Source organism: Chitinophaga sp. 01L420, from assembly GCF_056399985.1.
In genome coordinates, this window is record NZ_JBFTSK010000029.1 from 107,846 (window position 1) to 128,077 (window position 20,232).

18 protein-coding genes, 1 tRNA gene and 1 pseudogene are annotated in these 20,232 nt (G+C 37.5%); 13 read left to right on the forward strand and 7 right to left on the reverse strand.

Going from position 1 to position 20,232, the window contains the following annotated elements:
• Positions 1 to 47: 47 nt before the first annotated feature.
• Entirely contained in the window at positions 48 to 218 is a 171-nt protein-coding gene (locus tag AC1DP6_RS24060) for a hypothetical protein (RefSeq protein WP_477057122.1), read from the forward strand.
• Between the two features lie 118 nt (positions 219 to 336).
• On the opposite strand, the gene AC1DP6_RS24065 is transcribed toward AC1DP6_RS24060, so the two are convergent.
• On the reverse strand, positions 337 to 2,628 hold the full coding sequence (locus tag AC1DP6_RS24065) for a mechanosensitive ion channel family protein (protein WP_477057123.1): 2,292 nt from the start codon (positions 2,626 to 2,628) through the stop codon (positions 337 to 339).
• Between the two features lie 794 nt (positions 2,629 to 3,422).
• A complete protein-coding gene (locus AC1DP6_RS24070; RefSeq protein ID WP_477057124.1) occupies positions 3,423 to 4,040 on the reverse strand; it encodes a hypothetical protein in 618 nt (205 codons plus the stop codon).
• A 90-nt stretch (positions 4,041 to 4,130) separates the two neighbouring features.
• Between AC1DP6_RS24070 and AC1DP6_RS24075 the strand changes: the two genes are divergently transcribed.
• A complete protein-coding gene (locus AC1DP6_RS24075; protein WP_477057125.1) occupies positions 4,131 to 6,146 on the forward strand; it encodes a hypothetical protein in 2,016 nt (671 codons plus the stop codon).
• A 505-nt stretch (positions 6,147 to 6,651) separates the two neighbouring features.
• Here AC1DP6_RS24075 and AC1DP6_RS24080 read toward each other — a convergent pair.
• Positions 6,652 to 7,134: a hypothetical protein gene (locus AC1DP6_RS24080; protein ID WP_477057126.1), complete on the reverse strand. Its 483-nt coding sequence runs from the start codon at positions 7,132 to 7,134 to the stop codon at positions 6,652 to 6,654.
• A 482-nt stretch (positions 7,135 to 7,616) separates the two neighbouring features.
• Between AC1DP6_RS24080 and AC1DP6_RS24085 the strand changes: the two genes are divergently transcribed.
• Positions 7,617 to 7,868, forward strand: coding sequence for a helix-turn-helix domain-containing protein (locus AC1DP6_RS24085; protein ID WP_477057127.1), 252 nt, complete (start codon positions 7,617 to 7,619; stop codon positions 7,866 to 7,868).
• Between the two features lie 214 nt (positions 7,869 to 8,082).
• Positions 8,083 to 8,727, forward strand: a complete 645-nt coding sequence (locus AC1DP6_RS24090; protein ID WP_477057128.1) for a Crp/Fnr family transcriptional regulator — start codon at positions 8,083 to 8,085, stop codon at positions 8,725 to 8,727.
• 323 nt (positions 8,728 to 9,050) lie between these two features.
• Here the strand turns inward: AC1DP6_RS24090 and AC1DP6_RS24095 are convergent, their stop codons facing one another.
• The 3 genes and pseudogenes from AC1DP6_RS24095 to AC1DP6_RS24105 all read right to left on the reverse strand — a co-directional run.
• Complete coding sequence (locus AC1DP6_RS24095; RefSeq protein ID WP_477057129.1) at positions 9,051 to 9,257, reverse strand: hypothetical protein; 207 nt, start codon at positions 9,255 to 9,257, stop codon at positions 9,051 to 9,053.
• A gap of 37 nt (positions 9,258 to 9,294) precedes the next feature.
• Positions 9,295 to 10,053, reverse strand: coding sequence for a hypothetical protein (locus AC1DP6_RS24100; protein ID WP_477057130.1), 759 nt, complete (start codon positions 10,051 to 10,053; stop codon positions 9,295 to 9,297).
• A gap of 629 nt (positions 10,054 to 10,682) precedes the next feature.
• Positions 10,683 to 11,007 (reverse strand): annotated as a pseudogene (locus AC1DP6_RS24105) (transposase); the annotation flags it as partial.
• 414 nt (positions 11,008 to 11,421) lie between these two features.
• On the opposite strand from AC1DP6_RS24105, the gene AC1DP6_RS24110 reads away from it, so the two are divergent.
• The 9 genes from AC1DP6_RS24110 (at position 11,422) to AC1DP6_RS24150 (ending at position 19,951) form a co-directional block, all read left to right on the forward strand.
• On the forward strand, positions 11,422 to 11,838 hold the full coding sequence (locus AC1DP6_RS24110; RefSeq protein ID WP_477057131.1) for a LexA family protein: 417 nt from the start codon (positions 11,422 to 11,424) through the stop codon (positions 11,836 to 11,838).
• Entirely contained in the window at positions 11,835 to 13,100 is a 1,266-nt protein-coding gene (locus tag AC1DP6_RS24115; RefSeq protein WP_477057132.1) for a Y-family DNA polymerase, read from the forward strand. Before AC1DP6_RS24110 ends, AC1DP6_RS24115 begins: the two co-directional genes overlap by 4 nt.
• Positions 13,101 to 13,103: 3 nt before the next feature.
• Positions 13,104 to 13,595: a hypothetical protein gene (locus AC1DP6_RS24120; protein WP_477057133.1), complete on the forward strand. Its 492-nt coding sequence runs from the start codon at positions 13,104 to 13,106 to the stop codon at positions 13,593 to 13,595.
• A gap of 34 nt (positions 13,596 to 13,629) precedes the next feature.
• Positions 13,630 to 14,376 (forward strand): SOS response-associated peptidase, encoded by a 747-nt coding sequence (locus AC1DP6_RS24125; RefSeq protein ID WP_477057134.1) that lies wholly within the window; start codon positions 13,630 to 13,632, stop codon positions 14,374 to 14,376.
• A 186-nt stretch (positions 14,377 to 14,562) separates the two neighbouring features.
• Entirely contained in the window at positions 14,563 to 15,702 is a 1,140-nt protein-coding gene (tcmP, locus tag AC1DP6_RS24130) for a three-Cys-motif partner protein TcmP (RefSeq protein WP_477057135.1), read from the forward strand.
• Positions 15,703 to 15,705: 3 nt separating this feature from the next.
• Positions 15,706 to 16,428 carry a DUF5131 family protein gene (locus AC1DP6_RS24135; protein ID WP_477057136.1) on the forward strand — a complete coding sequence of 241 codons (723 nt, stop codon included), beginning with the start codon at positions 15,706 to 15,708 and terminating at the stop codon, positions 16,426 to 16,428.
• A 933-nt stretch (positions 16,429 to 17,361) separates the two neighbouring features.
• Entirely contained in the window at positions 17,362 to 18,762 is a 1,401-nt protein-coding gene (locus AC1DP6_RS24140) for a hypothetical protein (protein ID WP_477057137.1), read from the forward strand.
• A 46-nt stretch (positions 18,763 to 18,808) separates the two neighbouring features.
• On the forward strand, positions 18,809 to 19,303 hold the full coding sequence (locus AC1DP6_RS24145; RefSeq protein WP_477057138.1) for a hypothetical protein: 495 nt from the start codon (positions 18,809 to 18,811) through the stop codon (positions 19,301 to 19,303).
• A gap of 252 nt (positions 19,304 to 19,555) precedes the next feature.
• Entirely contained in the window at positions 19,556 to 19,951 is a 396-nt protein-coding gene (locus AC1DP6_RS24150) for a nuclear transport factor 2 family protein (protein ID WP_477057139.1), read from the forward strand.
• A gap of 204 nt (positions 19,952 to 20,155) precedes the next feature.
• Here the strand turns inward: AC1DP6_RS24150 and AC1DP6_RS24155 are convergent.
• Positions 20,156 to 20,228, reverse strand: a tRNA-Lys gene (locus AC1DP6_RS24155).
• Positions 20,229 to 20,232 lie beyond the last annotated feature (4 nt).

Consider the following 20,232-nt stretch of genomic DNA (forward strand, 5'->3'; position numbering starts at 1 on the left):
GAAAAATGTCCGTTGACCCGAAATTCTCAATTCTAAATAAATAATATATGAAAAAGGAAAATCAGAAAAAACTGCAATTAGGAAAGATCCAAATCGCTGCACTAAGCAATGATGGCCAAAGCCACCAAAAGATTCGTGATTCATGGACTTTTGGATCATGCTGGCCTTTGCATTGCAACCCTGTTCCCACTACTGATTTAGAGAGAGGTAAACCCTGAGGTTTCCATGAAGGCTTAAAAGTGACTCCCCTGGCAAACATCATTTTATTTGAGAAATTGACGTTGAAATTTGTAAAATAAAATGATGTTTGCCATCTGCCGCTGAGGAAATTACCTGTTACGACATCGTAATCTCATTATCCTTTAACCGTTGATAGATCTGTTGTAACATACGGCTCTTAAATGCTTCGTCCTGGTGTACATTCTGAATCCATACCTGTAGCTTCAGCGCTACGCTGCTATCATTAATACTCTTCACCAGTAATTCAGGTGCTACTTTGCCGATAATGGCATCCGAACCGGACACCTCTTCCAGGATAATTTCTTTCGCCAGTGGCAACGCTGTGGAAGGAGCAATGGTGAATAAGAGTTCTGTCCGTATATGATTATTGCTGAGTGTCCAGTTAATCAGTTTGGAAGATAACAGATCACCATTAGGTACGATGACTTCTGCACCTTCTGTGGTCACCATTCTGCTGGATCGGATGCCAATGTCTTTTACCCGGCCTTTCTGTCCGGCTACTTCTACAAAGTCGCCAATCTTCAGCGGACGTTCAAAGATGAGGATCACGCCAGAAACGAGGTTGTTCACAATATTCTGTAACCCTAAACCAATACCTACACCCAGGGCACCGAGTACCACGGTAATCTTATCTATCGGTAAACCGGAAGCCGCAATGGCAATCAGAAAACCTGCTACCAGCACCAGCAGGCGTAGCAGTAGCAATCGGGAACTTTTCTCTTTTACTTCACCCACCAGGTCTTCATCTGTCTCTCCAAAAAAATAACCGATATACTTCTGGAAAAGATTGGAAACTAACAGAATCACAAAGAACAACAGAATATTGCCCAGCGTAAAAGAAGTATTACCAATAATTCTGGGTGCAGTGATCAAGCTACTGATACCACTATATAATTCATTGTAGATATTCAGATTGGTGGTAAACACCATCAGCCATAATACCACCATTAGTACTACCAGCACTTTGTGTAGTCCCGGGCGCACCTTTTCAAAATCAAACCGGGCAGTAATGCCGCCTGCTATCCGGCTGTTCTGCATCTGGAGGTAAAAGGCTTCTTCCATGATCTGCATAAACACCGTGAGGCCAATGATTTGCAATAAACCGGCGATCGCAGCAGTACTATATACCTGCGCTATACTTAAACGGCCATACAGGTTGAACAGCGCCGCCAGTACATTCAAAACAATGAAGATCATAGACACAATTCTAACAAGCCTTCCGGCAGATAAATTTTTGTAAATGCGGAAATAAATAAAGAAACCGGTTACTACGGACAAACCATTCAGTGCCAGCATCCATATCCGGACACGCACATCAGGCACAACAACTGCCGCCGTTGCCGTCGTTAGCAGGTACAATACAAAAATGGCGATCCAGTAAACAAACATCCGGCGTTCCCACTTGCGCCAGAACAAGATGGTCAGTAAAAACAGTAAAAAGGACTGTAACGAATCTATATAAGCCGATGGTGCATGCAGGTCAAAGAAAGAGGCGATATTAAGAATGATCACCAGTGTGCCTGAAAAAGGAAGCGCCCGCAGATACTTTATATTGGGCGGTTGCAACAATTCGCTTCTGCCGGCCTTTTTTATTCTTCTGAATTGTTTATTTACCCGGAAGAAAAATACCAGCCCGATCAACAACATCCAAAACCAGGTATCGGAATGCGTGCGGGTATAATAATTCAGTATTTTCCCTAGTCCTTCAAATGATTTGGAAGATTGCTGGGACAGCGTAGCAGCGGAAGAATCAGTACGGCTTTTATCCTCCCACAGGTAATTATATTCTTTCCCGAAAGATTTGACACTAAAAATCCGCAACTGTTCATTGACCTTATTCTCCAGTTCCAGCGCTTTAAAATAACTGCCGGAAATACCCGCCTGCAATACGGTAATCTTATCCAAATGCTGTTYGGTGGCTTTCTGTGCCTCATCCCATTTGCCTTTTAATTCTTTTAATTCAGGCAGGTAAAAATTCCGGAAAGTAGTGTCTGCTTTGATTTGCTTTACAAAGGAATCTCTGGTAAAGGCCACCATCTCTGCATTCATTCTCACAAGTTCCTTGTTGTAGTCGAACAACCGGGAGCGCCAGTCATCCAGATGTTCCCGCATATCTGCCAGTAATACGTGGAACATTTGCAGGTTGCGGATATTTAAAACTTTATTGTACAGCTTCAGGTTATCTTCAATGGTTTGCAGATTAGATTTTATTTCGGGGAGTTCTCCCTCCATACCGCGCGTATCAAATCCCCGGGAGGAGATATCATTGATGCGGTTCAGGGTGTTGTGGAGCTCCTCCATCCGTATCAATAGACTGTCGGCACTCAGCTTCACCGGGCCGGGTATAGCTGCAGCAACGGTGTCTTTTGTGGATTGTGCGTTGGCCACGTTTCCCAAAAAATTAAAACTGCACAGGAATACAAGTAATACTGGTATCCTCCTCGTGCATGTACCATGCATTGATTTTGTCATGTGTGTATAGGAAATAATGTCCCATTCAGAAAACATACGCCCTGACGGGAAAGTTAAACAAGCATTAAAAGAGGTGACGGGTTATGGGGAGCAATAAAAAGAAGTGCAAACATAATAATATTTTTTCAATTGTATATTCTTTTATTTTATCTGAAGGAAATATAGCAAATAGGGGTGCCTACATCTGATTATGGCAATAAAGATCGCTACTTATATGGCCACCTCCAATACGTAGATAATGACAATGCAAAAGCAGATAAGTTTCTACACGATCTACTAAATTCTATGCATTTTCATCATGACGCACCATAAAATGGACAAAGCAAAAAACCTGCAACCAATGCAGTTTTTTGCTTTGTCCAGTGATCACCTTTGAACTATATCAAAGGATTATAAAGTGCCGATTTCAGGATAATAAAGGTATAGGATCTTTTTTGTATCCTTTTGGATTAACTCTTTTTAATTGGATTTGTAAGAACTTAAACACCCTGATACGAAAACCATTTGCTAATTCAGTGTAGAATACGCTTATTTACTTTACATTGAATAAGCTGTAACGTATACATATTTTAAACACACCACACACCCTTTCTGTCGTTGATTGATTGTATATAAGGAGCAGAAACATCCTGATTTGAGTCTTATGTAAAAGAAAAACAAAGACTCAGGGTAATTAATTAAACTTAGCCAACAAGCTGCGAAACGTCGAATTAAATGGCTTCAGGTTTTACAGTCGATAGTATAGCCGCCAGTCTGTTCACAAATTCTTTATATCTAATTTCATGTTGAAAGAAGAAAATGCTAACGCGATTTGACAAATCCTCCAAGTCAATATAAAGCACCTCATCTTCGCTCTCGATCAAATCTAAAATATCTGTATTGAAAAGATCCTGAAACTCTGGATTATCTTTTATTTCCTTAAAATATTGTTCAATACAAATCAATATCGGCGTCCGCAGATGGAGCGCATTAAACTGTTTACCGATTACCCACATAATACTTTCAAAGTCATGATGACCATGTAATCCTCTTCCTCTGGGAGCGAGACACAAAGCCAATGGATCCCCATATTTTATGCTCTGAAATATGCAACCGTATGCAGCAGAGGCTATTGTTGATGCAGGATGTTCTAAAAGTGTCTTTTCATCAGAATTTTTGTGTTTTGTTCCACCTTCATAATCGTAATTCTGATTTTTTGTTTCCACTCGCTTGATCACTAAATGTTCTGTACCTTTTCCACCGTACCACTTCTGATTGTATTGCTGTGCAACAAAATGCCCCAATTCATGCCAAAAAACACGCACTTTTTGATAAAATCCACTATACATATAGGCAATATAGATCATTTTATCATATACAAAAAATATTATGTATATTTAAAACATAGTTGGCTTTATTAGAATAAAATAAAAAGTCCTGTGAAATTATTTTGGAATATTTTCAAAAATAAAAAAGTGACAACCAATTTAACCAATGTAGATGGCGCAGCCCCACATACTGACAATGTAATCAGCCCGATAGAAGAGCCAATCCTAAATCATCTGAATATGAAAACAACAGGCGCATTGTTGCTCACCGGTGATTGGGGAAGCGGTAAAACGTACCATATAAAAAAGCATATTTTCCCATTAATTGAGAAAGAAACTAAATTTATTCCGATAATTATTTCTTTATATGGTGAGACTGATAAAACAAACATTGCGCAAAAAGTACTCTTCGCATATTTGGATAACAAGGGAAAGAATACAAAACTTAATACTAGTGCCATTGTTAAAGGTCTTAAACAATTCTCCGACGCAGCTACATTCTTAAAGAAATATATTGACATTGAAAAGCTAATTCTGGGAACTGGAGATAATGTATTTCGACTGATTTCGCATGACAATCTTTTAATTTGTTTTGATGATATTGAGAGAATGAGTGAAAAAGTAAATGTCGACGATTTCCTCGGCATCATCAATGATTTAGTAGAGAATAGAGGATGTAAAGTTCTGTTAATTGCTAATGAAGCTGAAATTAAAAATGGCATAACATTTAAGGAAAAAACCGTAGAAAAAACAATCCATTTTATTCCTAACCTAAATGAGATTTTTGACAGTATTATTTCAGAGTATCAAGCCGGTTTTTTCAAGACATACTTAATAAGTAACAAAGAATCATTCATTCAAACTCTTACCGCAAAAACTGATGACGACTATCTCAACAAAGAGTTAACAAAATCATTCTCAAATATTAGAACTTTAAAATTTGCACTAGAACATTTTAAAATATCTTTCAATTTACTCGCAAATGAAAGAGAAATCTCCGCCCTTCTCTCTATGCAGTTGAAAAACATTTGGTTATTCACATTATCTATATCAATCGAGTTTAGAAAGGCCAACAATATTAGTTTAACAGAAAGAAAAAACCTAAACAATCAAACATCTACAATTGTCAACTTTGACTTTGGAAAACCTAATTTACAAAACCAATATAAAAGTGCTAATATTGAAGAGGTTGACAGTGAATGGAGATACTCCGAAAACTTTAAGAAAATGTATTACAATAGGTTGTCCGAGTCTTACATTTACTACGAAGAAATATACAATCTAATTACATCAGGTAAGAAAATAATTGCAAATACATTTAAACACTTTGTGGATGAAAGCTTTAGGGTCAAAGAAGGCAAAGTTAATCCAGCCCATCAAATATTAAACACATTACTTCATCAGGGATATTGGAGCCAATCAAATGAAAGTTTTGCCCAAATGCTACACCAACTACTAATCTACTGTGAGAACGGTAAATTAGAGGATATTGTCTCATACTTGAATGCTGGAGTCTATTTGATAGGCTTTAGTGAAATAATTGGAGTAGATAAAAGTATTATTACTAATAAAATTAAATCTGGACTTGACATTTTTTTGCCTAGTGTAAATATTAACGAATTGGCAAAATCGCAGTTTGAAATGGTTCAAAGCAATTTCACAGGGGAACATATTAATCCTATTGTTGAACATATCAAAACCCAAATTAAAAAAATAGATGAGGACAAAGCAGCTAAAGAAGCAGAAAATTTTCAGTCTCTATTTGAAATAGATCTAGTTTCATTCGTAAAGGAATTCCTTCCTAACAAATACGATATCCGATCACCTAGCAAACCCCTATTCCATAAGCTACAAAAAGAGGCTGTTAAGATTGGTATAAAAAATGCAACGCCCGAAGGAGTGATGAACTTAGCATCACTGCTAAAGATCAGATATTTAGATACAGGGTTTAGTGAATATTTAACAGAAGAATTAAAATTTCTAAATGCCCTAGAAGAAGGTATTTCAGAAATGAATTTCTCAGAAAAGACCCTTTCAAATCATCTGGTCAGTAGTCAACTAAATCCAGTAATAATTGAATCTAAAAAGAAATTGCAGGCTTATATTGTAAGTGTAGATGAAAGTTAGTCAATCAGTACTTTCTCTATCTTAGGCTACAAATTTAACTCTACCCAACATACGGAAAGACCAAACTGATAAAATGATATCTGGATACTATTCATTGAAAAATTCTTTTCCTGAGTGTAAAGATTTACTCAAGCGCCTGGGCTGGATAAGAGGCTAAAAATTCAGATTACGTAATAACGGCACAAGAAGAATCAAGCGCCGTTATTGTTGGTATTAAACAAAAAAGAGTTATTTTTTTGACGTAAGAGTTGCTATCACAGAAATAAATTCATCTTTAATGTCTTTCCCAATCTCCCGGATCTTATCTCTTTCGGCATTGCTTAGAGCGGGAATGGACCGGCCCTCAATAACTTTATCCCTTCCCCTCACCTTTCGATAAAAGGTGGGAACACTGAAATTGCATTCTTCACACACCCGGTCTCTGAAATGCTGCGCTATACTGGTAAATTCAGTATGAAGCTTAAATAATACGTTCTCATTTTTTAACCGTTCCATGGATTAATATTTAATGGTGATTAACAAGCCGTCCAATCTTTGTTAGTTCTTCAATATTTAAAGAATAAACAGTCTGGAAGAAAAATTTAAAATGGTTAGCTGCAAACTCTGTCACCTCCGCGTCCATCATGCGCTTTTCTATGTTTAAGAGTATTTCAGTGTATTCATCAATTGTCTCGTTCAACTCCCTTAGCTCCACTGATGAGGCAAATTCTTCCAGCTGATCCAAAGGCTCGACCAATTCTGTAATCAGCTTTCCGTTAAGATCAGTCACACTATCCCTGATTAAGGCATCCTTTACCGTGAATATAGCCTCCCCACACCTGAGGAAAAATTGGGTAAACATCATAAAATGGTCTCGTTGGTCCGAGGTCCAATTATCGGCTTCCTCACTAGCGATAACTCTACTTAGAGAATACCAGCAAAGGTTAGCAAAGCCGTTTTTTGTACTGTAGGGCGTGATGTCACATAATGTACCTAATAAACTTTCCATAACATTTCAATTTTAAAGAATGATTAAAAGTGCTACTTGTCTTAATTCCATACAATTCCCATCTCGGCCTTTTCGACCGATTATCTATAATTATTGCTAATGTGAACGGATACTATAATCAGGGGTAACAATTACAGCAAGGAACATCAATGGCTATATTAAAAATGCCATAGGCATGGCTTACTTGCAGTATGCTACCCGCGCGCTTTGGAGAGGCCGAATAGATCTTACAAGCAAGCCCACGCCTATGGCATGAGCATTGCTGCACTACATTCTGGCCTCTCCAAAGCACGCAGAAAATGTAGCTATCAATGCAGAAAATTTGATCTGCAAATTATATTATGCGATGCATTAATCCAAATGCTCTGTTAGACTGCATTTAGATTTATACTTTGTCAAAAGTAAGAAATCATTTTCAATGTTACAAGATCTTGTAACGATTTTCTAAAATAAAAATGCGGAATTTATCCAAAGTTCTGAAAATGAATGAGGAAAGAGATAAAAATAGACTACAGGAAATTGGCGAGCGTTTACGTAAAATCAGAGAAAAAGAGGTTAAAATAAGCCTTGACGAACTGGCATCAAGATGCGATGTGACCAAAGGGAATATCAGTAATATTGAAAATGGGAAAAAAGACTTTACGTTTTCGACTTTCCTTGAAATAGCAAAGGGATTAAACGTTCACCCGAAGCACTTGCTGGACCATAATTTTAAATTTCTAAAGGAAGACTAAAAGAATGTGCTCTGTTCAGGATGACTTTTCTTACAAAAGTCCAATAGTGGACAAATGCTGCTGGTTACGATGGCGGCATTGCTTCCGTTAAAAGTAATGCGCCTAAAGCGATGATTGAAGAAGCGGCAGCGTAATTTACCTGAAATCCGGCTGATCGGTATAGAAGCTGACCAGCCATTCCAATAGTTAGTGCTCCCTCAAAATAAACACAACTATGAAAAAACTGGGACGGGGAAGTAAAATCATGTATACTACCAATGCCATGCCCCCCAAAATTCAGGATTACTTTGGCATTTTATTTAACAACATAAAAGCACACCTCCCCTGTTTTTCCGAAGCGTTAACCAACAACATCATTAACAGTTACGAGATATTCTTCTTTAAGCGTAATGATATTATACTGGACTATGGGGAAATCTGCCRRCACTGCTATTTCTGCATTAGTGGCATGGTTACGGCTAAATATCTTAAAGATGGTACGGAAAAGGCTAAATGGTTTTTCACRGAAAATGATGTTATCACATCTGTAAAAAGCTTTTTCCGGCAAACAGCCAGTGAAGATAAATTAATTGCCAAGGAGTCTACCATTTGCCTGGCCATTCCCTGGGAAAAACTGGAAGACATATATGAAACACATCCGGAGTTCAATAAAGTAGGCAGAAAACTGACAGAGTATTATTATGAGTTGGCAGAAGAAAGAGCTATATGGTTAAATAATACAGCAGAGGAACGTTATAACCTGCTGTTTCAGGAATACCCCAAATTGGTTAATAGGATCACGGATACAGAGCTTTCCTCCTACCGGGGCATTTCCCGCCAATATTTAAGCAAAATAAAAAAGCAACCGAGGAAAAAATAGCGTTAAACCCTTCCCCTAAGCTGATTAAAAATTGTCACATATATTAACAAACTTCTCAAAATAGCATTCTAATTTTGAAAATGAAAAAATAACCTCGCTACATTCCATGTACGCTCTAGAAATGTCTATCATTTATGAACCCTAAATAAAACGACAATGGTCATCAAAAAAACTCCCGGAAAAATCCGCCTGGCAGTTACCCCACAAAGGCTAATTACTTTCATGATTAAAACCAGGTTATAAAAAAGCCCCCGCTAAATGCGGGGGCCTGGTAGCTATACGGAGGTGTTGCAACTGTACTCCATATAGGCAGCAAAGCGGAACTACTCCTGTTGCACGGCAGCCTGGCTTACACCTGTCATGATGCTGCCTGCTACTGCGAGTACACTAGCTACATTTCCCACTATTTCAGGGAGCTGTATGGGTAGCCCTATCACTGCCGCTGCAAGAGCAGTGAGTATTAGACCGATATTACGCACCTTCCTAAAGAATGGTGGAGTTGGGGCTACTAATCGCTGAATTAATTCCATATAAAACTTGTTTTAAAGATGAAAAAATTACGCTTCCTTAAACAGCGGCGGATACCGCCACCATCTTCATGGAATTGTATGTACCATTCGATAACTGATAAGGCTTTCCATTTATCATCTGCACAAACTCAATACTGAGTGCCAGGAACATCGGGAAAGTGCTGTTGGGAGAAATAGTAGCCGTAAGGTTCAACGGTGCAGTATTACTACTATCAAGTAGTAATATCTCGCTTGCCGCTTCGGCATTTTCATACTTCTCTGTAGTAAAATCGATAGCACTTACCCCACACGTGATGATGAAGTGTGTAGCTCCTGCTGGCGCAGCCAGGGCTTTTTTTGGGTTAAATGGCGGTACCACTACGCTGCCAGTGCCAGCCACCCGATCAATGGTAGCTGTAAAAGGTGCAAAGAGGGACGTATTCATCACGCTGTTCTTATTGAACTCAAATTTTTCAATGAATCCAATTTCTCCATGTATGACATTACGTAACCCCCTGTCGCTGGTGGCATCAGCCTTTACTACTTTCACAAACGCTTGTGTAAGCCGGATAGCGACTCCGCTATCTGCTACACTACTCATCATAGTGCGAAAAGCAACCCTGAGCAATTTACTTGCCTTACCGGCACGGCCAAATTCCTGCCCATTTTCCCGTGTACGCTGGAATGCAGGATCTTTGAAGATCCGTTCACCTGATACGCCGCTTCTTTTTCTAACGGAGTATCCTTTTTTCGTTTTGTAAAACGATAAGTTTTCAATAGCTCCGTCAAACTGGAGCAGACCATCTTGTTTACTCATAGCTTATAATTTTTTCGATTAAGGAGAGGCAATTTATAACGCCATGCCTTTTAAGCGTTTCCATCTGATCAGATAGGCTGCACTTCGAAGTACAAGGCGAAATTATTTACTGGTGAAAGTGTGAGAAAATGTAACTTCCGCTTTTGCCACTTTTTGCGGGATTATGCGGAAAAACGTACCTCAAAGAATAGTGATATACACCAAAGACATTCAAAACATGTTTGGCAAGAGCGAACGCTCAGCTCAATATACCATGCAAAAATTGAGAAAAATGTTCGGAAAGTCCCAATGGCAGCATATTTCAATAGCTGAATTTTGCAAATATTCGGGATTAAGCGAGGAAGAAGTCAGGCAATACCTGGAGGGCTCATAGTGCGGTGAAAGAGTAGTAATAGAATAGTAAGAATGTAGTAAAAGAGTAATGTAACAGTAGTAAGAGGGTAGTAGGACAGTAATAGAAGCATAGTGGGAATGTTATTGATAGACGAGTCCTAAGTACCGGAGAAGTATACGAGAAGTAATAGCAATACCCTCCGTGAATTTTCAGATTACATTCTCGGTTGTTCTAGAGAGTGTAAATTAAACTGTGTCAAAATTTGATTTGGGAGTGTTAAAGTAACTGTGTAAAGTTAGATTTTGAGATCACATCTTTGCTCACCAAAGATATTACTAAACTGTAAAAGCATAATGGGCCAGTCTCTCTGAGACATGGTCCATTTTTTTGTATCTGCATAAGGCTAAGGTAAACCACTTTTCCTGCTTCCTGGACGTTCGGTACTATGGATTTTGTATTTGTATATTTCCTGATTATCCGATTTACATTTTCAATCTGATTAGTGGTATAAATGATTTTTCTGATCTCCATTAGGAACTCAAAAAAGGTAGAATGTGACTCCCAGTTTACCTTCCATGATTTTACCATATAAGGATATTTTTGCCCCACTGCTCACTAAAAAGTTCAACCTGATTGACGGCGTACTTACTCGTTGTAGAGTTCAAAGATGGTAAAAAAGAGAAACTCATAATTAGTGGATTCCGATGCTTTCTATATGAACTCTATGTCATGTTTTATTACATACAGGAAAGCTATCAAGAGCAATGGCAAGCTATCTTAACTGATTTTTAAGCATAAATGAGATAGTTTTGCATCTACTCTTTTGCAACATTTAATAAATAAATAGCGTTTGTTAACAGACAATAACAAAAAAAAATATCGCCACTTCTTTTAATTACTAAAAATATTAGTAATTTCGTTCTTAGAAAGTACAACAATATTTATGAAAGCCTTGGAATCCATGCCACATAATGGCATCCAAGGCTTTTTTATTTATTACACTACTAATATATTTAGCATTTAAACAATAGTGTATGATAGCAATGAGGTTGAATAAGGTGAGCATAACTATGCCATTTTTTAATACTACCATTCCTGCCGGCTTCCCCAGTCCTGCCCAGGATTACAGCGAAGAGGAAATCGATTTATCCAAAATTTTACAACCAAATCCCACGAGCACTTTCATCATCAAAGTGAAAGGCAACAGCATGGAAGGCGCTTATATGCCAGATGGTAGCATGCTGGTTGTAGACAGATCTATTCACGCAAATAGTGGGGACATCATTGTTGCCGTATTAGATGGCGATTTCACTGTTAAAAGACTCGTAAAAGCAGGCCGGAACTGGGTGCTACACCCTGAAAGCCCCTTCTATAAACCAATTGTAATATCCGATGACGCCAATTTCCAAGTATGGGGAGTGGTAACTGCCATTGTAATTTCTGCGCGATGATAGCTATTGTAGACTGTAATAACTTTTATGCGTCCTGTGAGCGGTTATTTCAGCCGTCACTAAATGCACGTCCAATTGTTGTCCTTTCAAATAATGATGGTTGTATCATCGCAAGATCTGACGAGGCAAAAGCAATCGGAATTAAGATGGGCGCACCGGCTTTCCTCATGGAAGAAATGCTAAGTAGTCACGCCGTTGCAGTATTTTCAAGTAATTATACATTATATGGGAGTCTTTCAGAACGAGTGATGGCAACACTAAATATTTTTGCCGAACAAATTGAGATATACAGCATTGACGAGGCATTCCTTTACCTGGGAGATCAGAAATATATTGACCTGGAAGAATACGCTTGTAATATTAAGAAAACTGTTTTTCAAAATGTAGGAATTCCGGTATCGGTTGGTGTAGCTCCGTCAAAGACCCTTGCGAAGATGGCAAATCGTTTCGCAAAGAAAACAAAAAAAGAAGTGGGGGTACATATTCTTGATACCAAGGAAAAAATACGGGAAGTATTAGGTTTCACTGAGGTTAGTGACATATGGGGAGTAGGAAAACAGTATACTCAACTCCTACAGTCGCAGGGATTTAATACTGCATTAGATCTTTCAGAGGCTCCCGAAGAGTGGGTCCGGAAGGAAATGTCTGTTGTTGGTCAACGTTTGTGGAATGAGCTTCACGGAATCGCCTGTATTGAACTAGAAGAGGAACCGCCTGCAAAAAGGAATATTTGTATTGCCCGCTCATTTGGCCAATTGCTGAATCAAAAGCAAGATGTAGCAGAAGCCCTGGCAAATTATACTGCCATGGCAGCACAAAAATTGCGGAAACAGAACAGCTGTACTTCAGTTCTTCAGGTTTTCTTACAAACCAACGTCCATCGTCAACAAGACAAACAATATTATCGATCAATCACTATTTCTCTTCCAGTCGCCAGTAATAATACTCTTGAATTACTACATTACGCTACCATTGGTCTAGGCCGCATATGGCGCGAAGGATATAATTTCAAGAAGGTTGGCATCATGATGCTGGACCTTATTCCCTCCGATCAAATTCAATATGGTATTTTTGATCAGGTAAACAGGCATCAAAACGATCGCCTTAGTAAGGCAATGGATGCAATTAATCAGCATTGGAATGGCAAAGAAATGGTTAAATTCGCAATACAGGGTTACGGCAGAATATGGAAGCTTCGGCAGGAAAAGTTATCGCAATGCTACACAACCAGGCTTTCAGACATACTTACGATTAAAATTTAGATTATGCATAATCCATTAGCCCTTTTCTCTCCTCAGATGCTGAAAGTGATGATTGATATGGGATTTACAATATTTGTCCGACAAAGCTACCCTCGTGGAAAAGATCATTTCAATAATGAAATAAAAGAAGCATTGCTCATTACACCCTATAGAGACATAGGGTTAGCCAATCAGCATTTTCAATACATACGATTCGACAAGCGTAAATACATATACCAGGTGCATCATGCGGAAGAGCTGCAAAAGCTTCATAAGGCCGTTAGCCAGCCAGAGGGTTATAGAGTATATATTGATAAAATAGCCGCAAAAGAGTGGAAAGCACCTCCACAAATGAAAACTAAAGTAGCAAACTATATTAGATTAAATACGAAATGGAAGCGCCAGGATGGAGACATAGGCATTAATCTATTTTTACACTATGGCGACCTAATGTTAAGGATTTCAAATGGTTCGGAAGAAATTAAGATTTTACTGAGCGAGATAGAGCGCTTATAAATAGAAAAAAATCGGTAATTTCAGGAAAAGCCTTATGTGTTACGATATCTCCTTTGCAGCCAGTATTGAAAGCATTTTTGATATTCTACCCGACATAGCAATAACTCAAGAATTAAACTTCCAATCTACCTATCACAAACTTGGTATGTCATTTCCAACTTGGCCAGTCGTGGTATATGAGCATGATCGGTTGGAACTTCACCCATTCACATGGGGGCCAATTCCTAAAATGCTAAATACCCTGGAAAAGGTAAAGAAACAACGTCAAATGTTCCTTAATGCTCGTAGCGAAAAGATTTTAGAACCAAAAACGATGTGGACAGCTATCAGGCATCAACGTTGCCTTATTCCAGTAACTGGGTTCTACGAATATCGGGAGATTCCGGGAATGAAAAATAAACAAGCATACTTTATTAGAGAGGCCGGTGAAGAGGTATTCTTTATCGCAGGCTTATGGTCACYTTCAAATAGTTGGGACATAGATAAACAAGAGCGTATACCTACATTCACTTTAGTTACTACGGAGGCGAATAGTGTCATGAAACAAATTCATAACGGAGGTTCCAATGCGGGTCGCATGCCTATGATGCTAACAATAGATCTTGCGAGAGAATGGGTAAAACCCAATTTGGGTGATGAACAAATAAAAGAAATACTTTCCTTTTCTATTCCATCATCCAATTTGGAATATTGGCCAGTAAATTCTGTAAGAAAGCAACATCTGGATGACGAAAGTGTTATTGCCCATGTTGACGAAACCGGAATTCCTCCAATTGAATAAAAATGAGCTTTAGATATATTTGAATTGATATATGAAGTATTTCGTTTATCACGGCAAAGGCATTCACATAAAATATACTTAATTTATTTGCAATTAAATAAATAATAGATAATTAATTTATCTTTATACATATAGGGAAACTATCCCAATCATAAATCCCTCAAAAAACACCAAACTATTTACTTAATGCCCTCACAAGATTTACACTCGAAAGCATTTGATGAAGCAACAATTTTAAAGCTTGAAATTTTTGAAAAATATGCACAAGCATGGATACCAACTTTCGTTCACGCTCATGTTAAGGAAATTTCAATATTTGACTTCTTCGCAGGAACTGGGTATGATATCAAAGGAGTACCTGGGAGTCCAATAAGAATTCTAGATAAGGTCAAAGAGCATATCGGAAGTATAAAAAAGAATGAGGTAAAAGTAAATCTTTACTTTAATGAATACGAACCAGAAAAAAAACAGCAGATTAAATATGGGCAATTAGATAAAGCTTGTAAGGAATATTTGGACATAAATCCAGAATTAGCTGCACATGTACATATATATATTACTAATAAAGATTTCACGGAAATTTTCAAGGAAAGACTGTCGTTAATTAATAAACAACCTAGCTTGGTTTACATAGATCAGAACGGACTGAAATTTCTTTCCGATGAATATCTTTTACAGCTTGAAAAATTAACAACAGTAGATTTCCTTTATTTTGCATCTTCTTCTTACCTATGGAGGTTCGGAGAGACCAATGAAATTAAAAGCCATATACTTATTGATGCAAATCAATTGAAGGAAAAAGGATACGAATTCGTACATAGCTCGTTTACTCAACAATTAAGAGGGCGGTTACCCAAAAATTCAAATCTGAAACTTTACCCTTTTTCCATACAAAAAAATCAGAATATATATGGTATTATTTTTGGCGCCAAACATCCACTTGCTGTAAACAAATTTCTGGAAATTATTTGGAGTAAGAATGAGTTAAACGGAGAAGCAAACTTTGACATATATAATGATGCGCCTAAATATGAGAAACAATCAGCGCAGATGTCGCTTTTTGCATTTGAGCCAGAGAAAGTCAAACGGACGAAAATTGAAATTTTCAATGACACAGTTAAATTGAAAATTTTAAATAAGGAGATAACAAAGAACAAAGAACTTTTGCAATTTGCATATGCTGAAGGCCACTTGGGAAAACATGCATCCGAAGCTGTAAAGGAATTAAAGAAGGAAGGTAAGATTATTTACAACCGTAAAAGCCCGTGTGTAAGCTATCAAAAAGTTTTCAATGAAAAAGATATTGTTGAATATAAACTACTATAATATATGGCACAATCAAGTATTGAATGGACGGAAATGACTTGGAATCCTGTTACAGGGTGCACAAAAATTTCTGCCGGGTGTAAACATTGCTATGCTGAGATTATGGCGAAAAGATTAGAAGCAATGGGCATTGAGAAATATGAAGCAGGTTTTAAAGTAAGAATGCATGAAGATGCACTAAATATACCATATACATGGAAGAAGCAAAAAGTCGTATTCGTAAATTCAATGAGTGACCTCTTCCACAAAGAGGTACCAATTGAGTTTATTCAAAAGATATTTAAGGTCATGAATGAAAACCCACAACATACGTTCCAAGTGCTTACAAAAAGGGCAGATAGACTACTTCAAATAGACAAAAAACTAAAATGGACTCATAATATATGGATGGGTGTATCAATTGAGAATGAGAAGGTAGCAAATAGATTGGATTATTTGAGACAAACTAATGCAAGAACAAAGTTCCTATCATGTGAGCCTTTAATAGGACCTTTACCAAACTTAAATTTAACAGGTATTGATTGGGTTATTGTAGGAGGCGAAAGCGGCCCCAAAGCACGGAGTATGGAATCTGAATGGGTATTAGATATCATGGATCAGTGCAAGGCGACTGAAGTAGCTTTTTTCTTTAAACAATGGGGGGGAATTAATAAAAAGAAAAATGGAAGAATATTAAATGGACGAACTTATGATGAAATGCCTTCATTCAAAATCGAAGAGCTTTAGTTTTGATGAGATAGAATTCTATTAAGTTAGAAACATAATAAAATACAACATTCCATAATTGATTTGAAGCTTTTAACCAATCTTACCAAAACACTTAAAATGTTCATAAATTCAATCGGAATATTTTAAATATATTCTGATTGAATCAAAAATATTAACATGCTAATTACCCACAAAAAATCGCAAGATTAACGATATTAAAATAATACTATAAGTATCCATACTAGTTAATTTGTTTATCATCTGAGCGAAAAAAACATCGCAAGCAATTCTATTGGCACCTGCCATCTTGAAAAGTACATAGAGAATAGTGGTTAATACCGGAATTTTAGATTGGGCTTTAACACTCTTCGTTTGTTGCATCTCAATCTGCGCCATTTTGTGGTTTGCAATGATTCCAACTGCAGAAGAAAGGATGATGAAAAGAAAGAGAAATAGTAACAAAAGTAGACTATCCCCAAAATCACGGACCCATCATGATAAGTACAGCTAAGCTAAGCAAATTAAAATTGGGACTAAAGGGTAAAATAATAAGTAGTGCAACACTGAATAATGCCATAAAGTAATAAAGCACATGTCTATACCAGTAATGGGAGATTAGGTTTCGCCGTGTGTCTTCGATGTTCCAATGGGGATTGGCTGCTATTTGTTCTTTGTGAATTGTTCTTAGTAGAAGCTGATTATAGCCTACATTAACAGGGAGATCAAAAGTGGCAAAGGATGCCAAGCGCTGCAATAGCTTTTTCATAACACAAATCCTTTACCTAAAAATACAATAAAAATTAGTAATGCTTTAATTTAACAGCTTTTGCTCTAAGTTTACCCAAAAAATATTATTTTAGACAAGCAATAATTAACCAAAATCTAGAAGTGAATATTAAAGCTTGTTTAAACACATAGATAATCCTTTTTTTCATCTATAATTTAACCCCTATGTACTGTATTTTAAAAAAGATGTTAATTCCCATTTTCTTATGTTTCACCCTGTTATTTTTATTTTCCTGTAACAAGAAGCCCATTGATAAAGAAAAAGTTGTTGATCAGCTAGACATCGAATCAATCAAAACAGCTTATTACCAAGATGACTCGTACAAGTTGATGAGCACACCTCTAAATGACTCGTTGTTCATTATATGKCGTCCTCAATGGGATCATATTTTGATCGGCCAAGAGAATGATAAAAAAGCTTATTATATCCCTTTTAGCCCTGAAGTTGTTGGAGGAATGAAGAGAGTAAGCAAAAACATTCAGATTAATGAGAAAAAATATCTTGTTGCCTACAAAAAAAATGAGAAGATTCAATTTTATTACGCGAGTTCGGTAGATCAAGGTAATGAAATTGATAAGCCCCTTCCATTTACGGGACGGTTGTTATTTAGCAGGCCAGGTGTATCAGGCGGTGTATACAACGAATTTAATAATGGGATAAGATATAAAAATCCCACTGGAGCTCATACCGAGACTTGTCTATATTATAGTATTTGTACATGGGTAGGATACTGTGATGGCGTTCAAACAGTAGTTTATACAAGGGGGCAGGGAACTCCTAATATGACAAAAACCTGCGGAATCCCGACTATTTTCGCCTGCCCTAATACGAATTGGTATTCAGGCTGGTCAAGTTGGGACGTATTTTGCACAGGGGATATTATTGATCCACTTCCCCCACCGACCTTACCCAATAATAATCCTCCAGGAGCAGGTGGTGGCGGTGGCAATGGTACTTTAGGTGGTGGTGGCGGCGGTCATTATAAACTTGACACTGTACTTGTAGACCCTATCCTAGTTGATCCATGTTTTCAGTGGTCTGTAAATGCGATATTGACAAATAATATGAATAACATTATAACTTCTATTTTCAATCAACTTTTCGGAGGAAATGGGGAATTTACAGTTATTTTCACGCAAGGACAATATGGAGATCAATTTGATGCAAAAGCGCATCCGGAAAATGACTATTATATTGATATTGTTTTTAATACTGATAAGCTGTCACATTCTTCAAGAGAAATGATAGTTGCTGCTGCACTTCATGAAATGATCCATGGAATTTTTGATGCGAAAAAGGTTGCGACTAATGACCCTTTAGTATGGGGAGAAGCATTCCAACATCAAATCATGGCGACTTCTTATATTAGTAATATGATAGATGCTCTGCAGGCTATTTTTCCTACTTTAAACTACTACGATGCAGAAGCACTGGCTTGGGGAGGATTACAGGGGACAAGTGCTTGGACTAATTACAAGCAGACACACCCCGTTGAGGCCAATAACATTCTTTTAAAAGCAAGTCAATTTGATAAAAACCATAATAAAGGTACGCGCTGTCCGTAATATTGGCAGTTGGGTAATAAATTTTTGAATAATAAACAACATTATTATGCGTATAATTTTTTCGACGGTTTTATTGAGTTTGTTTTTCCTGTCTGCCTCGCATGAGTTGTATGCGCAAGACAATGATGGAAATAAAGTTAAGAAAGATTTGGTCCGGATACTAGATAAAAATGTAAGGTGGCCGATGGCATTGGCGGATAAAAAAATATCGGCAGTTTTCTCTCTCCGCATAAATTTGTCAGAGTCGGACTCAATAACCAGAATCGATGCATCAAAGTTTTTCCCTAAAGAACTTATACCTCAACTTACAAATCCTGATATATACAAAGGAATTAACTGGGAGGCGATTTTCGGAAAAAAAACCAAAGGAGGGCGCTCATTTATAATTCCTATTGTTGTCTATAATCCTTCGGAAAACAATGCAACCTTTTATGAGTATACGGTTGAAGACTTATTTGTATATCCGGGAGAGGAAACGTGCTTTATAAAGGCAACAATAATGCAAACATACGCCTTGAAATACAGGTCAGGAATAAAATAAATCAGGAGAATCATTAACGCATCATTACTTTGAGAGCTTTTTCGAAAAAGTAGCTGCTAATGTGCTATCTATAACGGATCTCAAAAACTGCTATTCTGTAATTATCTTATAGAATAGCAGTTTTTTTAAACAGATTTCATCGCAAAAAATGTAAATTCAGTATTGACACATCAACCCAAATAAAACTAGGTAAACAAGATCACTTAATACCGAATATACATTTGGGGGGTTGAAAAAAAAACAAATAAATTTGTGGCAAAAATCATGGAAACTCTAGCAAGCAAGGTCGGCACAGAAGAGGAAAAACATCTCATACTACTTACGCTTAATGATTATCTTCAGGGGCGTCCGGTAAAAGACATCGAAAGGCTCCGGTCCGCGTTTCACCCCGATGCGCACATCAGGACCATCATAGAGGGAAAGTTAGTTCAGTGGACACTGCCGCAATATCTGGACCTGGTTGCCGAAGCAACATTACAGGAATGCCAACCCGAACTCCTTTCATATACCTGGGATGGAGACACTGGCTCTGCCCACGTGCAATTGACTTTTGCAACCTTTCGGTTCATTGATCGGTTTAACCTGATAAAGTTAGACGGAAAATGGTTGATCGTGGATAAGGTCTCTTATCGACAGGAATTACTGTGAGTGGTCGTTGAGTAAAAATTTATCGGTCTGTAGCAACACCTCATAAATAGTTGGGCTATTGACTTAGAAATTTGTTTTATTTTAGTAAAGATAGTTCGTTCTTTAAAAAGCTTAGTAACGCACAAAAGCCCCTCCGAATTTTATAGAATAAATTATGGTGTAAAATAGAAAACCCGCCGTAGTGGCGGGTTTTCTAAAACCTTGTGATCCCCTTGGGACTCGAACCCAAGACCCATACATTAAAAGTGTATTGCTCTACCAACTGAGCTAGGGAATCATTC

Coding starts and splice junctions, on each gene's coding strand:
- AC1DP6_RS24060 (WP_477057122.1), top strand. CDS start 48: ATGAAAAAGGAAAATCAGAAAAAACTGCAATTAGGAAAGATCCAAATC.
- AC1DP6_RS24070 (WP_477057124.1), bottom strand. CDS start 4,040: ATGTATAGTGGATTTTATCAAAAAGTGCGTGTTTTTTGGCATGAATTG.
- AC1DP6_RS24080 (WP_477057126.1), bottom strand. CDS start 7,134: ATGGAAAGTTTATTAGGTACATTATGTGACATCACGCCCTACAGTACA.
- AC1DP6_RS24085 (WP_477057127.1), top strand. CDS start 7,617: ATGAATGAGGAAAGAGATAAAAATAGACTACAGGAAATTGGCGAGCGT.
- AC1DP6_RS24095 (WP_477057129.1), bottom strand. CDS start 9,257: ATGGAATTAATTCAGCGATTAGTAGCCCCAACTCCACCATTCTTTAGG.
- AC1DP6_RS24100 (WP_477057130.1), bottom strand. CDS start 10,053: ATGAGTAAACAAGATGGTCTGCTCCAGTTTGACGGAGCTATTGAAAAC.
- AC1DP6_RS24110 (WP_477057131.1), top strand. CDS start 11,422: ATGATAGCAATGAGGTTGAATAAGGTGAGCATAACTATGCCATTTTTT.
- AC1DP6_RS24115 (WP_477057132.1), top strand. CDS start 11,835: ATGATAGCTATTGTAGACTGTAATAACTTTTATGCGTCCTGTGAGCGG.
- AC1DP6_RS24120 (WP_477057133.1), top strand. CDS start 13,104: ATGCATAATCCATTAGCCCTTTTCTCTCCTCAGATGCTGAAAGTGATG.
- tcmP (WP_477057135.1), top strand. CDS start 14,563: ATGCCCTCACAAGATTTACACTCGAAAGCATTTGATGAAGCAACAATT.
- AC1DP6_RS24135 (WP_477057136.1), top strand. CDS start 15,706: ATGGCACAATCAAGTATTGAATGGACGGAAATGACTTGGAATCCTGTT.
- AC1DP6_RS24145 (WP_477057138.1), top strand. CDS start 18,809: ATGCGTATAATTTTTTCGACGGTTTTATTGAGTTTGTTTTTCCTGTCT.